The sequence below is a fragment of the Pseudomonas sp. PK-RTE-24 genome (assembly GCF_054052265.1).
Map to the genome: position 1 here is coordinate 5,598,816 of NZ_CM133224.1, position 16,096 is coordinate 5,614,911.

General features: G+C 58.5%; 16 protein-coding genes and 1 pseudogene. 7 read left to right on the forward strand and 10 right to left on the reverse strand.

Going from position 1 to position 16,096, the window contains the following annotated elements; translation table 11 throughout:
* Window positions 1-250 precede the first annotated feature (250 nt).
* The 3 genes from purM to ACV8MC_RS25150 are packed head-to-tail and all read left to right on the forward strand — an operon-like array spanning window position 251 to window position 2,681.
* Window positions 251-1,309 carry a phosphoribosylformylglycinamidine cyclo-ligase gene (purM, locus tag ACV8MC_RS25140; RefSeq protein ID WP_016773695.1) on the forward strand — a complete coding sequence of 353 codons (1,059 nt, stop codon included), beginning with the start codon at window positions 251-253 and terminating at the stop codon, window positions 1,307-1,309.
* The gene (gene purN / locus ACV8MC_RS25145; protein ID WP_150741314.1) at window positions 1,309-1,959 is read left to right on the forward strand and encodes a phosphoribosylglycinamide formyltransferase; all 651 of its coding nucleotides are present in this window, start codon (window positions 1,309-1,311) and stop codon (window positions 1,957-1,959) included. Before purM ends, purN begins: the two co-directional genes overlap by 1 nt.
* A gap of 8 nt (window positions 1,960-1,967) precedes the next feature.
* Window positions 1,968-2,681 (forward strand): DUF3108 domain-containing protein, encoded by a 714-nt coding sequence (locus ACV8MC_RS25150; RefSeq protein WP_056783915.1) that lies wholly within the window; start codon window positions 1,968-1,970, stop codon window positions 2,679-2,681.
* A gap of 240 nt (window positions 2,682-2,921) precedes the next feature.
* Here ACV8MC_RS25150 and ACV8MC_RS25155 read toward each other — a convergent pair whose 3' ends face one another.
* From ACV8MC_RS25155 to ACV8MC_RS25165, 3 genes and pseudogenes are all read right to left on the reverse strand, one after another.
* The gene (locus ACV8MC_RS25155; protein WP_371699267.1) at window positions 2,922-3,785 is read right to left on the reverse strand and encodes a methyl-accepting chemotaxis protein; all 864 of its coding nucleotides are present in this window, start codon (window positions 3,783-3,785) and stop codon (window positions 2,922-2,924) included.
* Between the two features lie 39 nt (window positions 3,786-3,824).
* A pseudogene (locus tag ACV8MC_RS25160) lies at window positions 3,825-4,547 on the reverse strand (MCP four helix bundle domain-containing protein); the annotation flags it as partial.
* Between the two features lie 138 nt (window positions 4,548-4,685).
* Window positions 4,686-5,732 carry an amidohydrolase family protein gene (locus ACV8MC_RS25165; protein ID WP_150741312.1) on the reverse strand — a complete coding sequence of 349 codons (1,047 nt, stop codon included), beginning with the start codon at window positions 5,730-5,732 and terminating at the stop codon, window positions 4,686-4,688.
* A 129-nt stretch (window positions 5,733-5,861) separates the two neighbouring features.
* Here ACV8MC_RS25165 and ACV8MC_RS25170 point away from each other — a divergent pair, with 129 nt between their 5' ends.
* Both ACV8MC_RS25170 and ACV8MC_RS25175 read left to right on the forward strand, forming a co-directional pair.
* Window positions 5,862-6,278, forward strand: a complete 417-nt coding sequence (locus tag ACV8MC_RS25170) for an OsmC family protein (RefSeq protein ID WP_457263933.1) — start codon at window positions 5,862-5,864, stop codon at window positions 6,276-6,278.
* Window positions 6,279-6,339: 61 nt separating this feature from the next.
* Window positions 6,340-7,206 (forward strand): pirin family protein, encoded by an 867-nt coding sequence (locus tag ACV8MC_RS25175; protein ID WP_457263935.1) that lies wholly within the window; start codon window positions 6,340-6,342, stop codon window positions 7,204-7,206.
* 457 nt (window positions 7,207-7,663) lie between these two features.
* Here ACV8MC_RS25175 and ACV8MC_RS25180 read toward each other — a convergent pair whose 3' ends face one another.
* From ACV8MC_RS25180 to ACV8MC_RS25195, 4 genes are all read right to left on the reverse strand, one after another.
* A complete protein-coding gene (locus ACV8MC_RS25180; RefSeq protein WP_252879670.1) occupies window positions 7,664-8,392 on the reverse strand; it encodes a dienelactone hydrolase family protein in 729 nt (242 codons plus the stop codon).
* A 69-nt stretch (window positions 8,393-8,461) separates the two neighbouring features.
* Window positions 8,462-10,366, reverse strand: a complete 1,905-nt coding sequence (htpG, locus tag ACV8MC_RS25185; RefSeq protein ID WP_071171478.1) for a molecular chaperone HtpG — start codon at window positions 10,364-10,366, stop codon at window positions 8,462-8,464.
* 82 nt (window positions 10,367-10,448) lie between these two features.
* On the reverse strand, window positions 10,449-10,901 hold the full coding sequence (locus ACV8MC_RS25190) for a PaaI family thioesterase (protein ID WP_236169132.1): 453 nt from the start codon (window positions 10,899-10,901) through the stop codon (window positions 10,449-10,451).
* Complete coding sequence (locus tag ACV8MC_RS25195) at window positions 10,898-11,374, reverse strand: PaaI family thioesterase (protein WP_024012154.1); 477 nt, start codon at window positions 11,372-11,374, stop codon at window positions 10,898-10,900. Before ACV8MC_RS25195 ends, ACV8MC_RS25190 begins: the two co-directional genes overlap by 4 nt.
* A gap of 158 nt (window positions 11,375-11,532) precedes the next feature.
* Between ACV8MC_RS25195 and ACV8MC_RS25200 the strand changes: the two genes are divergently transcribed.
* The gene (locus ACV8MC_RS25200; protein ID WP_007959016.1) at window positions 11,533-11,769 is read left to right on the forward strand and encodes a hypothetical protein; all 237 of its coding nucleotides are present in this window, start codon (window positions 11,533-11,535) and stop codon (window positions 11,767-11,769) included.
* Between the two features lie 62 nt (window positions 11,770-11,831).
* Here the strand turns inward: ACV8MC_RS25200 and ACV8MC_RS25205 are convergent, their stop codons facing one another.
* Together ACV8MC_RS25205 and ACV8MC_RS25210 are read right to left on the reverse strand one after the other, a co-directional pair.
* A complete protein-coding gene (locus ACV8MC_RS25205; protein WP_056783897.1) occupies window positions 11,832-12,233 on the reverse strand; it encodes an MAPEG family protein in 402 nt (133 codons plus the stop codon).
* A complete protein-coding gene (locus ACV8MC_RS25210; protein WP_016773682.1) occupies window positions 12,233-12,970 on the reverse strand; it encodes a DUF599 domain-containing protein in 738 nt (245 codons plus the stop codon). The genes ACV8MC_RS25205 and ACV8MC_RS25210 overlap by 1 nt, the downstream gene beginning before the upstream one ends.
* Before the next feature lie 232 nt (window positions 12,971-13,202).
* Between ACV8MC_RS25210 and ACV8MC_RS25215 the strand changes: the two genes are divergently transcribed.
* Window positions 13,203-14,432 carry an NHL repeat-containing protein gene (locus ACV8MC_RS25215; RefSeq protein WP_236169133.1) on the forward strand — a complete coding sequence of 410 codons (1,230 nt, stop codon included), beginning with the start codon at window positions 13,203-13,205 and terminating at the stop codon, window positions 14,430-14,432.
* A 95-nt stretch (window positions 14,433-14,527) separates the two neighbouring features.
* On the opposite strand, the gene brnQ is transcribed toward ACV8MC_RS25215, so the two are convergent.
* Window positions 14,528-15,841: a branched-chain amino acid transport system II carrier protein gene (brnQ, locus tag ACV8MC_RS25220; protein ID WP_056783892.1), complete on the reverse strand. Its 1,314-nt coding sequence runs from the start codon at window positions 15,839-15,841 to the stop codon at window positions 14,528-14,530.
* Window positions 15,842-16,096: the final 255 nt, after the last annotated feature.

Genomic DNA, 16,096 nt, shown 5'->3' on the forward strand with positions numbered 1-16,096 from the left:
TAGACGGTTAATCGCCACACCTTATACAGGCAGTCATACCCTGCGATTGCAAAAAATTTCCGCCGATATGGCCCTGCCCGTCGGTGCGAGGATGGCCGCTGCCCCTCAAGCCTGATAAAATCGCGCGCCTTCGCAGACCGGCAACAGCCGGGCCCCTCGAAACTCGCGTGAGGCGATCGCCCATCGAGTTCGATGTTCCCGCTGAACTCGGTCGTTACCCCCTGAATCCCCTCCCCTAAAGGCCTGGATCATGAGCAAGCAACCCTCCCTGAGCTACAAGGACGCCGGTGTAGACATCGACGCCGGTGAAGCATTGGTCGAACGCATCAAGAGCGTCGCCAAGCGCACTGCGCGCCCGGAAGTCATGGGCGGCCTGGGCGGTTTCGGCGCCCTCTGCGAAATCCCGGCCGGCTACAAGCAGCCAGTGCTGGTCTCCGGCACCGACGGCGTCGGCACCAAGCTGCGTCTGGCGCTGAACCTGAACAAGCACGACAGCATCGGCATCGACCTGGTCGCCATGTGCGTCAACGATCTGGTGGTGTGCGGCGCCGAGCCGCTGTTCTTCCTCGACTACTACGCCACCGGCAAACTGAACGTCGACACCGCTGCCCAGGTTGTCACCGGCATCGGCGCTGGTTGCGAACTGTCGGGTTGCTCGCTGGTCGGCGGCGAAACCGCTGAAATGCCAGGCATGTACGAAGGCGAAGACTACGACCTGGCCGGCTTCTGCGTCGGCGTCGTGGAAAAAGCGGAAATCATCGACGGCTCGAAAGTCGCCACCGGTGACGCCCTGATCGCCCTGCCATCGTCCGGCCCGCACTCCAACGGCTACTCGCTGATCCGCAAGATCATCGAAGTCTCCGGCGCCGACATCGAAAACACCCAGCTCGACGGCAAACCGCTGACCGACCTGCTGATGGCCCCGACCCGCATCTACGTCAAGCCACTGCTCAAGCTGATCAAGGACACTGGCGCTGTGAAGGCCATGGCCCACATCACCGGTGGCGGCCTGCTCGACAACATTCCGCGCGTACTGCCAAAAGGCGCGCAAGCAGTGGTTGACGTGGCCAGCTGGACTCGCCCGGCCGTATTCGACTGGCTGCAGGAGAAAGGCAACGTTGATGAAACCGAGATGCACCGCGTATTGAACTGCGGCGTCGGCATGGTCATCTGCGTGGCTCAGGAGCACGTCGAAGTGGCCCTGAACACCCTGCGTGACGCCGGCGAGCAGCCTTGGGTCATCGGTCAGATCGCCGTGGCCGCCGAAGGCGCTGCGCAGGTCGAGCTGAAGAACCTCAAGGCTCACTGATGCCAAAGCCCTGTGATGTCGTGGTGCTGTTGTCCGGCACCGGCAGTAACTTGCAGGCTCTGATCGACAGCACGCGGACCGGCGACAGCCCGGTCCGCATCGCTGCGGTGATTTCCAACCGCGCCGACGCCTACGGCCTGCAACGCGCCCGCGACGCGGGTATCGCCACCCGCTCGCTGGATCACAAGGCATTCGAGGGCCGCGAGGCCTTCGATGCCGCGCTGATCGAACTGATCGACCAATTCAACCCCGAACTCGTGGTGCTGGCCGGCTTCATGCGCATTCTCAGCGCTGATTTCGTGCGTCACTACCAGGGTCGCCTGCTCAACATCCATCCGTCGCTGCTGCCCAAATACAAAGGGTTACACACTCATCAGCGCGCGCTGGAGGCCGGCGATACGGAACATGGCTGCTCCGTGCACTTCGTCACCGAGGAACTCGATGGCGGACCACTGGTCGTACAAGCAGTATTACCGGTAGAGTTGCACGACACGCCGCAGAGTCTGGCGCAACGAGTCCACGCCCAGGAACACCTGATCTATCCGATGGCAGTACGCTGGTTTGCCGAAGGCAGGCTGACACTCGGTGACCAGGGTGCTTTACTCGACGGTCAGCCACTCGCCGCCAGCGGCCACTTGATTCGACACTAGGAGATATTATGCGTCGCGCCCTGCTCTTCGCTTGCGCTCTGCTCGCCCTGCCCTTCGCGCAGGCAGCGGACCTTCAACCGTTCTCCGCCAGCTACACCGCCGACTGGAAGCAGCTGCCCATGAGCGGCACCGCCGAACGCAGCCTGACCAAGGAAGCCGACGGCGTCTGGAAGCTCAGCTTCAAGGCCTCGATGATGATCGCCAGCCTGACTGAAGAAAGCACCCTGAAGCTGGACAAGGACACCCTGCTGCCGCAGTCCTACCACTTTGAACGTGGTGGTCTGGGCAAAGCGAAAAAAGCTGATCTGGACTTCGACTGGGCCAATAAACTGGTGACCGGCACCGACCGTGGCGACGCGGTGAAGATCCCGCTGAACCGTGGCATGGTCGACAAGTCGACCTATCAACTGGCGCTGCAGCACGACGTTGCCGCCGGCAAGAAAAGCATGAGCTATCAGGTGGTTGATGATGGCGAAGTCGATACCTACGACTTCCGCGTGCTGGGTTCGGAAAAGGTCGACACCAAGGCCGGCCAGATCGATGCGATCAAGGTCGAGCGCGTGCGCGATCCGACACAAAGCAAACGCATCACCGTGCTGTGGTTCGCCAAGGACTGGGATTACCTGCTGGTGCGCCTGCAACAGGTCGAGACTGACGGCAAGGAGTACAACATCATGCTCCAGGACGGTACGGTCAACGGTAAGACTGTCAAAGGCAGCTGATCCGTCGCAAGAACAGAGAGCCCCGCGAATGCGGGGCTTTTGTTTATCTGTTCGATGATACTGCGCGGCGGCCCTACCCCTCACCCCAGCCCTCTCCCGAGGGAGAGGGAGCCGACCGAGGTGTCTGCCGCTAACCATCGACCTGAGAAACCGAGTCGAATATGGATTCCAAAGCATCGCACGATTAGTCCCCTCTCCCTCCGGGAGAGGGTTAGGGTGAGGGGCTTTTGAAGGTCAAACTCACACCGAAAACCGCGCCACCATCCCGTTCAGATCCACCGCCAACTTCGACAACTCCTGACTCGCCGCACTGGTCTGATTGGCCCCCGCCGATGTCTGCATCGCCAGATCACGAATATTCATCAGGTTGCGATCCACCTCCCGCGCCACCGCTGCCTGCTCTTCCGAGGCGCTGGCGATGACCAGATTGCGCTCGTTGATCAAGGTAAACGCCGAGGCAATTTCCTCCAGGGCCGAGCCTGCGCTCTTCGCCAGCTCGAGGGTCGAGCGCGCCCTTGAGTTGCTTTGCTGCATCGAACTGACCGCTGAATCGGTGCCCTGCTGGATCCCGCCGATCATTTGCTCGATTTCCTGGGTCGACTGCTGGGTGCGATGCGCCAGCGCCCGCACTTCATCTGCCACTACTGCAAAGCCACGCCCGGCATCACCGGCGCGCGCGGCTTCGATCGCGGCGTTGAGGGCGAGCAGATTGGTTTGTTCAGCGATCGAGCGAATCACGTCCAGCACTTTGCTGATGCCATGAACCTTTTGCGCCAGCGCCTCGACCTGCGCGGCATTATTGGTGACATCGCCAGCGAGAAACTCGATCGACGTCACCGTCTGCTGCACTTGCTCGCGCCCTTGCCGGGCGATGCGGTCGGACTCGCGGGAGGCTTCGGACGTGGCCACGGCGTTGTTCGCCACCTCTTCCACCGCTGCTGTCATCTGGTTGACCGCAGTGGCGGCCTGTTCGATTTCCTGGCTCTGCTGATGCAGGCCGCGAGTGGCGTCTTCGGTGACACTGCTGAGTTCTTCGGCTGCCGAGGCCAACTGCGTTGACGACTCGGAGATGCGCCGGATCGTGTCGCGCAGATTGTGCTGCATGCTTTTCAACGCTTGCAGCAGACGCGCCGGCTCGTCTTTGCCAGTGATGTGAATGTCACCGGTCAAATCCCCACCGGCCACCACCTCGGCCACGCTGAGCGATTGCGACAATGGCACGACGATGCTGCGCGTCAGCAGCAACGCCAGGCCGACGGTAATCAGCGCAGCCATGGCGATCATTACTGCGACCCATAGCCGCGATTGCTTGAACACCAGTCGCGCGGCCTCAGTGGCCAGACCGGCATTCTGTTTATTCAACTCGACCAGCTCACGCAAAGTGGCGGCGATTTCATCGGCCAGCGGGCTCATCTGATCATTGAGAATCGTCGAAGCTTCAGCGATCCGATTCTGCGCCGACAGCTGTAGGACTTGTGCCTGAAGCTCAAGGTATTTGTGCTCGGTGCCCTTGAAGCGTTCGAACAATACGCGCTCTTCAGGCAGCACGATCAGACCGTCATAACGCTGCTGCGCTTCGCTCAAGCCACTGCGCAGCTCGTCGAGCTTGGCGACATTCTGCTCCAGTGCCTTGGGGTCACGGTTGAGCAACAGGCGCATGGTCAGCGCACGCAGGCGCAGCATGTCCTGACTCATTTCACCGACCGCCATCACGCTTGGCAGCCAGTTGTTGTCGACTTCATCGGACTGCGCTCGCATGTTCGACATTTGCAGCAAGGCGAACGCGCCGAGGGCAAACACCATCAGGGCCAGCAGGCCGAAACCGAGACCGGCGCGCGGGGCAATATTGAGACTACGGATATTCATCACTCTGGCTCCTTCCAAAAGCGCTGCATCAGCCTGCAGCGGGGTGCTTTAGAAGGTATCGGCATTGCCGTGAAATTGCGTAAGACGAAAAAGCGATAGGCAAACGAGCGGCTAGTCCGAACTCATGGCTTTGACGTTTCAGCGCGGAGCAGCGGGTTTTTCTGTGTTGCGCGGCAGTATTGCCAGGAAGTTATCGCGCGCGACTTTGCGCGCCACCCCTTCCGGCAGCGCATCGAGAAACGGCTTGTAGCTGTGCATTTCCTGACCAAGCTTGTTGAACCGTCCTACCACGTCAGAGCCGAGCATGAAGCGCTCGGGATACTTTTCCACCAGCGCCAGCCATTCGGCGCGCGGCTTGCCCTGCTCGTCCAGCAGATACGGCGTGAGCATGCTCCACGACAGGTCGATAAACAGATTCGGATAAGCCTCAAGCATGCGCGTCAGGGTTGGCAGGAGAAACGGCAACTGGGTCTGATGCCGATGGATCTCGGCGCTGGTGCCGGCATGCGCCCAGATGAATCGCGTGTGCGGATGGTTGCGCAGCGGCTCTTCGACTTCCTTCAGGTACAGCGGATTTTTCTCACGCTTGGAAGTGATGTTGGAATGCAGCATCACCGGCAGATCGTTTTCCGCAGCGAGGTGATAGATCTTGGTCATTGCCTCGTTGTTGGCTCGGGGCGTGTCGCCGGAGGTCAGCGCCGTCAGGTCATCGTGCCGGGTGAACACCTCGCCGATGCCCTGCCACAACCCCGGATACAGGTCGAGCATGCGCTGGATGTGCGCGGCGGAATTCTTGTCATTGGGATTGAAGCCGGACAGGAACGGATGAAAGTACTGGCGCTGCTCCGGCGCAAGTTTTTCCACCGCGTCGGCAATGATCACATCGGTGGCGCTGTACCAATAGGCATCGGCGTCATCACCGGCGTAATAACGCGGGCGCTTGGGTTCGTCTTCATGCCATTTCTTCGCCACGGGAATGCCGGAAATCATCACGTGCTCGATGGAATTGTCCTTCATGGCCGTGAGCAATTTCTGCATGCCGGCGCTTTCCTGGAAAAAATCCACGTAATGCAGGTGCGCATCGCTGTAGGTGTATTCGCGGGCACTGGCGCTGCCAGCGAACAGCAGCAGACAGGCAAGACTCAGACGAGACAAGGACACAAGTAATCTCCGGCAGATGGGCATAGCCTAGACCGCGCCCGAACGACAAGGGTTCAGCCCTGCCGAAAAGCGGAACGCCCACTGCTGCGAATGCTCTATAACTGCAAGGTCTGTTTTGTTCGAACGATTTTTCCTGCCGCCTGTGAGGTTTCCATGACTGTTACCGTCAATACCGTCTCTGCCGAAGGTTTTCGTCACACCGTCCAGATCAACGACCACGAATTGTTTGCCGATGTACCGAAAAACGCTGGGGGTGAAGGCACCGCGCCAGAGCCACACGACTACTTCGACGCCGCGCTTGGCGCCTGTAAAGCGCTGACCCTGAAGATGTACGCGAAGAAAAAAGACATCCCGCTGACCGGCGTGGGAGTCGAAGTGAAGCGCGACAACAGCCAAGAGCAGAAAGGCAAATACGCCCTGCATGTCACCCTCACCCTCAAAGGTGTACTGACCGACGCTCAGCGCGAGGAACTGCTGCGTGTGGCCGATCGCTGCCCGATTCACAAATTGATGACCACCACTGAAGTCAGCATCGAAACCCACGCACCACAAGGCTTCGACAGCCAATAATCCTCCTGATGCCAGCGGCGGGTTATGCTTCTGGCATCACCCGCTCAGCCTGGAATGCACCATGGACACGCCACTCCTGATCATCCGCCCGCGCGCCGAAGACGTCGAAGGCCAGCCGATTCTGCGCCCGCTGCCGTCAGCCAAATGCCGCAACGTCGGGCCTTTCGTGTTTTTCGACCACATGCTCGAGACGATTTATCCGACGGGTAAAGGCATGGATATCCGACAGCATCCGCACATTGGCCTGTCGACACTTACCTATCTGTTCGAAGGGCAATTGCAGCACAAAGACAGTCTGGGCTCCGATCAGGTGGTCGGTGCCGGCGATGTCAGCTGGATGACCGCTGGCAGCGCCATCGCCCACGTCGAGCGCACGCCTGCGCCGCTGCTTGCCGAGACGTTCACCTTGCACGGCCTGCAAGTCTGGCTGGCCTCGCCCAAGGCACACGAAGAAGGTCCGGGGCATTACAGTCATCACCCGGCAGCGACGTTGCCGGTCAGCGATAACCTCGGCGTGCAGATTCGCATGATTGCCGGGTCAGGCTTTTGCCTGGAATCGCCGGTGCCGGTGCTTTCTCCTACGCTGTATGCCGAAGTGAAGATGCAGACCGCGACCACATTGCTGATTCCGGCCGAGCATGAAGAACGCGCGGTGTATGTGTTGAGCGGCGATGCGCAGTTGAATGGCGACGCGATCGAGCCGCATGCGCTGGTGGTGTTGCCGGTTGGCGAAGAGATGAGCCTGTTTGCCGAAAGCGATGTGCACGCGGTGGTGTTCGGCGGCGCGGCGCTGGACGGGCCGAGACGGATCAACTGGAATTTTGTTTCAAGCGATCCGGCGGCCATCGATGAGGCGCGGCGCAAGTGGGCGGCCGGGGATTGGCCGACGGTGCCGGGGGAAGTCGAGCGGATCGAACTACCGCGCTAGGCCGCTTACCCTCACCCCAGCCCTCTCCCAGAGGGAGAGGGAGCCGACCGAGGCGTCTTGCGTTATACATCGACCTGAAAAGTCTCGGCGATTATGGATTCGCCTATTCACGTTCAGGTCGACGCCACTCCCGAGCAACCCCCAATCAGTCCCCTCTCCCAGAGGGATAGGGAGCCGACCGAGGCGCCTTGCGTTATACATCGACCTGAAAAATCCCGGCGATTATGGATTCGCCTATTCAAGTTCAGGTCGACGTCACTCCCGAGCAACCCTCAATCAGTCGCCTATCCCAGAGGGATAGGGAGCCGACCGAGGCGTCTTGCGTTATACATCGACCTGAAAAGTCTCGGCGATTATGGATTCGCCTGTTCGCGTTCAGGTCGACGCCACTCCCGAGCAACCCCCAATCAGTCCCCTCTCCCTCCGGGAGAGGGCTAGGGTGAGGGGCTTTTCGCTTTTAGCCGTTGAACACTTCATCCAGCAAATCATGCATCGACTTGAACGCGCGCTTGGCGGTCTTTTCGTCGTACATCATCTTGCCCGGCACATTGGCGTGCGGATCGGTAAAGGAGTGCACCGCGCCGCCGTAGCTGAGCAGTTGCCAGTCGACCTTCGCCGCGTTCATCTCATCTTCGAATGCCGGCAGTTGCTCTTTCGGCACCAATGGATCGGACGCGCCATGCAGCACCAGCACCGAGCCCTTGATGTTCTGCGCATCCGCCGGGTTCGGCGAATCCAGCGTGCCGTGGAACGACACCGCCGCTTTTACCGGCGCGCCGGTGCGAGCCAGGTCCAGCGCACAGCAACCACCGAAGCAGAAACCGAACACCGCCAGTTTCGAGGTATCCACTGCCGCTTCGCCCTGGCTCTGCAATTGCTCGAAAGCCACTTGCAGACGTTTGCGCAACAGCGCGCGGTCGTCCTTGAGCGGCATCATCGCTGCCAGCGCCTCATCAGCGTTCTGCGGACGTACGGTCTGGCCATAGACATCCGCAATCAGCACCACGTAACCCTTGGCCGCCACGGCTTTGGCGATGTCTTCAGCACCGGCGCTGACGCCCATCCAGTTCGGCGCCATCAGCAAACCCGGGCGCGCAGCCTTGTGCTCGGCGTCGAACGCCAGGCGACCTTCATAGGTCTGGCCGTCAATCTGATAGACCACGGAACGTACAGTGACTTGGCTCATTTCTGACTCCTGATTGTGTAAACACCAGAATGAAAAAACCCGCCGAAGCGGGTTTTTCCTACAACGTGATCAAACCGACAGTTCAACCAGCAGCTTGTTCAGACGGCGCACATAAGCGGCCGGATCCTTCAAGCTGTCACCCGCCGCCAGGGCGGCCTGATCGAAGAGGATGTGCGACAGATCGCCAAAACGCTCTTCGCTCTGCTCGCCATCGAGTTTCTCGATCAGCGGGTGGCTCGGGTTGAATTCGAAAATCGGCTTCGAATCCGGGACTTTCTGCCCGCTGGCCTCGAGAATCTGGCGCATTTGCAGACCCAGGTCCTGTTCGCCGATGGCCAGAATGGCCGGCGAGTCGGTCAGACGATGGGACACGCGAACTTCAGCCACGGAATCACCCAGCGCAGTTTTCAGGCGCTCGACCAGACCCTCTTTGGACTTGGCGACTTCTTCAGCGGCTTTCTTGTCCTCTTCCGAGTCCAGGTTGCCCAGATCGAGGTCACCGCGCGCCACGTCGACAAACGTCTTGCCGTCGAATTCGCTGAGGTAGCTCATCAGCCACTCGTCGATGCGATCGGTGAGCAGCAGCACTTCGATGCCTTTCTTGCGGAAGACTTCCAGGTGCGGGCTGTTCTTCACCTGCGCGTAGGTTTCGCCGGTGAGGTAGTAGATCTTGTCCTGACCTTCCTTGGCGCGGGCCAGGTAGTCAGCCAGACCGACAACCTGCTCGCCGTCGTCGCCCTGGGTCGATGCGAAACGCAGCAGACCGGCAATTTTCTCTTTGTTGGCGAAATCTTCTGCCGGGCCTTCTTTCATGACCTGACCGAAATTTTTCCAGAAGCCCTTGTATTGCTCAGGTTCGTTCTTCGCCAGTTTTTCCAGCATGTCGAGCACACGCTTGGTCAGCGCGGTTTTCATCGAATCGATGATCGGGTCTTTCTGCAGGATTTCACGCGACACGTTCAGCGACAGGTCGTTGGAATCGACCACGCCTTTGATGAAGCGCAGGTACAGCGGCAGGAACGACTCGGCCTGATCCATTACAAACACACGCTGCACGTAAAGCTTCAGGCCCTTCGGCGCTTCACGCTGGTACAGGTCGAACGGCGCGCGGGCCGGCACGTACAGCAGCGAGCTGTACTCGAGCTTGCCTTCAACCTTGTTGTGGCTCCACGACAGCGGATTCTCGAAGTCGTGAGCGATGTGTTTGTAGAACTCCTGATATTCCTCGTCTTTGACTTCAGTGCGCGGACGGGTCCACAGGGCGCTGGCGCGGTTGACGGTTTCCCATTCAACGGCCGGAGCCTCTTCGCCTTCGGCCGGAGTGACTTCCTTCGGCAGTTCGATCGGCAAAGCGATGTGGTCGGAGTACTTCTTGATGATGTTGCGCAGACGCCAGCCATCCGCGAATTCGTCTTCACCGGATTTCAGGTGCAGGACGATGCGGGTACCGCGCTCTGGCTTATCGATGGTGGCGACTTCGAACTCGCCCTCGCCTTTCGACGACCAGTGCACGCCTTCGCTGGCGGCAGTGCCGGCGCGACGGCTGTATACATCAACCTTGTCGGCGACGATAAAGGCCGAATAGAAGCCGACACCGAACTGGCCGATGAGGTGCGAATCTTTCTTCTGATCGCCGGACAGGTTTTTCATGAAATCGGCGGTGCCGGATTTGGCGATGGTCCCCAGGTGAGTGATCACATCGTCACGGTTCATGCCGATACCGTTGTCTTCGAGGGTGACGGTCTTGGCGTCCTTGTCGAAGCTCACACGGATTTTCAGGTCAGCGCCACCTTCGAGCAACTCAGGCTTGGCCAGGGCTTCGAAGCGCAGCTTGTCGACAGCGTCAGAGGCGTTCGAGATCAATTCGCGAAGGAAAATTTCCTTATTCGAATACAGCGAATGGATCATGAGGTGCAGCAGCTGCTTTACCTCGGTCTGGAAGCCCAGGGTTTCCTTTTGAGTTTCCACACTCATGGTCATCAAACTCCAATCAGATGGCAGTGGCCGCGACCCGAAATGGTCTGCGGCGGGTTGTCATCTGAGTTGGGGGCGCTGTTCAGGATTTCAAGGGCTCATCAATTTTGAAGTGCGCGCGGGCCGTGGCGATCGGTTCGCCCTCGGTACTCTGCCACGCCGTGACCGCAACGTTGGCCACGCGACGCCCCTGACGGCAGACCTGACACCTGGCCCACGTGTCGCGAAACTGCCCGGCGCGCAGGTAATCGAGGGAAAAATCGATGATCTTCGGCACGCCCGGCGTGCCGGTAAAAATCAGCAGATGCAGGGCCGCGGCCAGCTCCATGAAGCCGGCAATCACCCCGCCATGGATCGCCGGCAATAAAGGGTTACCAATGTTGTCCTTGTTCGCCGGCAGCTTGAACAGCAACTCATCGCCGACTCGCGAGCACTCGATACCGATCAGCCCGGCATAAGGAATCAGTGCCAGCAGCGGCGTGTAATCGCCGTGCGCGTGGGCCTGCTGCAGCTGCTCCCTGAGATCGTTGCTCATTGGCTCGCTCCCTTGATCGCGCCCGCGAAGCCTTTGCTGCCCTTCAGACCAATGCCCATGCGCATGAATGTGCCGACGACGTGGGCAATCGGTTGCTCGGGATCGTCCTGGTAGGCAAAACCACGGGCAAAGATCACGTCGGTGGTGACGCGGTAGCACTGGGCAAAGCCGTACACCGCTTTGTTCGGTTCAGCGGCGTGCATGTAGTCGATGCGCAGATCGAGGGTCGGACAGACTTCGAACTCCGGCAGCACGCACAGGGTCGACATGCCGCATGCAGTGTCCATCAGTGAAGTGATGGCACCGCCGTGGATGACTCCGGTTTCGGGATTGCCGACGATTTTTTCGCTGTACGGCAGGATCACCGTCAGCCCTTCGCTGGAGGCACTGTGCACCTGCAGACCGAGGACCTGACAGTGCCGCAATGCCGATAAAAAGCGCGTCGCGCGCTCAAAAACGGGGTTTTCGGCCATGTGATAATTACTCGCGTTTGGGCCTTGTGCCAGTATTGAGAAAAGCGGCAAAAGTTCCGTGATAAAACAAACTTATATATCTGAAACAATTGAGGAACTTAACCCGTAGCGCCGAGTTCTTAAGGCCAGTAGTTATTTTCCATAAGGAGATACACCCCATGCGTAAGACTTTAGCTATTGCCTTGATGTTGACCGCTTCCCTCGGTCTCGCTGCCTGCGATAAAAAATCCGAGGACAAAGCTCAAGATGCAAACCAACATGCTGAGCAAGCTCAGCAAGACATGAACAAAGCTCAGGATAAAGTGAACGACGCAGCAAAAGAAAACGCCGAAGCTGCCAAAGCTCAGGCTGAATCGAACGCCGCTGCTCAAGAAGAAGCCGCCAAAAAGCAATAAGCTTTGTGGTGTGAAAGGAAAACCCGCCAAGTGCGGGTTTTCTTTTGCCTGCGATTTACCGGCTAGAGCAACACGGTTCTAAAAGTCGGACTAATCATCAGCAACAGCGAACAGATGAAGCCAACTAGCCACATCAGGCTGCGCAACTTCGCCAGATCGGCCAGATAGAACCACAGATAGAAAATCCGCGAGATCACGAAGATGATCGCCAGCGCATCGATCAGCCAACCCGCGGTTTGCGTGGTATGCGCCATCAGCACGCCGACGGCGAAGAGGATGAAGGCTTCGATGCTGTTCTGATGGGCCGCCAGCGCCCTCGCACCGAAGCCAGTCAACTGCGCCTGCTGCTGCCGCGGCAAGTGATTGTCATACCCGCCCTGCTCTTTCATGGCCTTGGCCACCGGCATACGCGCCACATAGATCAATAAAGCACTGATAAACACACACCAGAACGGAATACTCATCAAACAGCCTCTTTGTTCGCCTCAGGGACGGGCGCCTCTGTAGGGGTATAGACCATGACATCGAGAACGTCGGAATGAAACTCGCGGCGATACAAAACCACCACGACTCCCGCGCTCATGATCATGAACAGCCACGGGCTGACGAACCACGCCAGCATACTCATGCCGAAGTAATAAGAACGCAGGCCGAAGTTGAACTGGTTGGCCGCCATCGAAATCACCCGCGCCGCCCGCGAAGCGAACGCCTTGCGTTCTTGCTCGGTCACTTGGCGCTCACCGATCATCGGCGCTGAACCGACCAGAATCGCAGCGAAGTTGTATTGGCGCATGCACCAGCTGAAAGTAAAGAACGCATAGACGAACACCAGTGCCAGACACAGCAACTTGATCTCCGACATGCCCTGCGACGCCTGCTGCACCATCGGAATATCCGCCAACAACGATACGGCTCGGTCGGACGCACCGAGCACGGTGAGGATACCGGCGAGGATGATCAGCGTGCTGGAGGCGAAGAACGACGCGTTGCGTTCCAGATTGCCGATCACGCTGGCATCGGCGATGCGGTTGTCACGCAGCAGCATGCGGCGCATCCAGTCTTCGCGGTACAGGTGCAACACGCTGGCCAGACACGCCGTATCACGGGCCTTCCAGGTGGCATAACGGGTGTAACCGCCCCAGCAGACGACAAACCAGACGGCGGCGAGCAAGTGGATCAGATTGGCTTGGATGAACGACATTCGTTGTCCTGAGCAAGAGGAATGATGGAGGGAACCCTTCGTTTCGACGTGTTGGCTCGTAAAAAGACACGCTCATTGAAGAGTCAAATTTATTCAAAATAGACCGCAGCTATCAGTTTTCAGAGGCTTATACCTGTCAACTCTGACAGTAGCGCCGAGGGTATGGCGAGGCATAAGGTCGTTTTCTCAAACGGGAACACTGACCGCTCCCCTATCAGACAAGGATTTGAGCATGAGACCTTTGAACGCTGCGCTGCCCATTGACACAACGTTTGGCAACCGGGGGTACGCCGAGTCATTTGCTACGGGAAGCCAGGCTTTGAAAATCGCAGGCTTGCGCCCGGATGGAAAGATCCTTCTCGTGGGACAAACTGTTGTAGAGGGCAAAGTCAGTTTTCATTTGGCGCAATTACTCGCGGACGGTACTAACGATACTGGCTTCAACGAAAACGGTTTGATCGTAGGTACGTTTACAGGTTCGGGACAAGCCAGCGGAACTGGCGCCTGTCTTTATAAAGACGGCAAGGCGCTGCTTTTTGGGTATCAATATGATGAGGACCAAGGAACCCGATTTGCGCTTGCCAGATTCTTCGCTGATGGTGAAAGAGATCGCGATTTCGGTCCCGATGGGACGGTTTACGTCCCTTTCCTGCCACAGTCCGAATCGCAATTGCCAAAACCGGAAGCTTCCATCACGTCGCAATCCAGAACCAGGTTAGTACTGACTGCTGATGAAAAAATACTCGTCGGTCAAAGCGACCGACTGTTCAGACTTGATCAGAATGGAGATTTCGATACCGCTTTCAACAACAAAGGCTGGCTGGATCTTGCAATGGGCATTGCTTCGATTTCAGTAGCAGAGGATGGAGTAATCACAGTTGCAGGTTCGAGGGCTGGAGAAGGGAAGATTGTGCGCCTGAACGTCGATGGAACGCCCCATAAAGACTTCGGCGATGATGGCACCGGGACCGTCTACATTCCATCGGATTACCCGGTCAGCGTACGAAGCCTGATGTTACGTGCTGACGGCAGCTTCTTTGTTGCTGGCCAGGTCGACACATCCCCCAACGACGTTTGGGGGAAAGGACGCAAAGCAATGATGGCCGCGTACAACCCGAACGGTAGACCAAATCTCGCATTCAATCAGGGTAAGCCTGTTGTCACTGATCTTGGATTAACCGACGGTTGCACTTTGTTCGATCTAAGTGGGGAGCCTGAGGATGGTTTGGTTGTGGTGGGGAGTACAGGGCAAATAACCAGGGAGCAAATGCTTGCCTGCCGCTATCTGGCAACGGGTGAACTGGACACAACCTTTGGGGATGGCAAGGGATACGTTACTCACTCTATGGGGCCAGGTATGCAATGGATCTCGGTGGCAGTGCAGCCCGACAAGCGAATACTCCTGAGCCGTGACAGCGACAACGTCAATGTGGGAGCTCTGGTCGTACGTTATCTGGGTTGAGGATTATCAGCTCTGATAAAAAATGCCCCGTATCGATTGATACGGGGCATTTCTGTTTAACCGTGCCTGACCCGCTTGTGGCGGGTCACATCACGTCAGGCAGGGACTTCGCTGCGCTTGCCCAGCAGGCGATCACAGACCACGGCGACCACCAGGGTCATCACGCATGGCACCAGCCATGCCAGCCCTTGCTCGCTCAGCGGCAGATGGGTCAGCTGAGTTGGCATCCAGTCGGCCAGACCAGCGCCTTTCAGGGCGTCGATGGTGCCGAAAACGAAGGAAACTAGCATCACCGGGCCAAGAATGCGCCCGTGCTCATGCCAGAAATCCTTGCAGAAGCTCAGTGCGACCAGAACGATGCACGGCGGGTAGATCGCGGTGAGTACCGGAATCGAGAAAGCAATGAGCTTGGTCAGACCGAGGTTGGAGACCAGCAGGGAAAACGCTGCGAGGATAATCACCAGAGTCTTGTAGGACAACGGCAGCACACGGCTGAAGTATTCAGCGCAGGCACAGGTCAGGCCGACCGCCGTGACCAGACACGCCAGCGAGATCAGCACCGCAAGGAAACCACTGCCCAGCGAACCGAAGGTGTGCTGCACGTAGGCATGCAACACCGCCGCGCCGTTGGTCGCGCCGACCGCGACTTCATGGCTGCCGGAACCGAGGCGGAACAGGCTGACGTAGACCAGTGCCAGACCCACGCCGGCAATCAGCCCGGCAATGATCGCGTAACGGGTGATCAGCGCCGGCGACTCGACGCCACGGGAGCGGATCGCGTTGACGATAACGATGCCGAATACCAGTGCGCCGAGGGTATCCATGGTCAGGTAACCATTGATGAAGCCCTGAGAAAACGGTGCCGCCACATATTCCGGTGTGCCGTGACCGATGTCACCCGCCGGCAAGGCGAACGCGGCGATGCCCAGTACTGCCAGCGCAATGATTTTCAGCGGTGCGAGGAAGCGGCCAACGGTATCCAGCAACCGCCCAGGGTAGAGCGAAATGAAGAACACCAGCAGGAAGTACACCGAGCTGTAGAGGAACAGCGCCAGCGGGCTTTCGCCGGTCAATGGCGCCAGACCTACCTCGAAGGATACGGTCGCGGTACGCGGGGTGGCGAACAGCGGACCCACGGCCAGGTAGCATGCCGCCGCGAGGATACCGCCAGCGATCTTGCCGATAGGGCTGCTCAACGCATCCATCGCACCGCCGACCTTGGCCAGCGCCACCACGGTGACCACCGGCAAACCAACGGCGGTAATCAGGAAACCCAGTGCGGCCATCCAGACGTGAGGTCCGGCCTGCAAGCCGACGATCGGCGGGAAAATGATGTTACCGGCCCCGACAAACAGGGCAAACGTCATAAAACCAAGTGCCAGGATGTCCTGACCTTTCAAAACTTTCATTAAGGTAATACCACACTACTGAAATCGGAATTTAGAGGGGGATTGCCCTGTTGGATTAGGGAAATGCTGTCGATCCGTATGGGACTGACCCTTAAAGCGCGTAGCTGCCTTGTGGGCGGCGGACGCAAAAATGGCTGCCAGCCTAACGAATTTGGCTGACAAACGCACTGTTAGAGGGCGAACTTTCCGATACGCGACGTTTCAGTGTCGCGTTTACATATCTATTTTTCATACAGAGAACCTGTATTCATCACA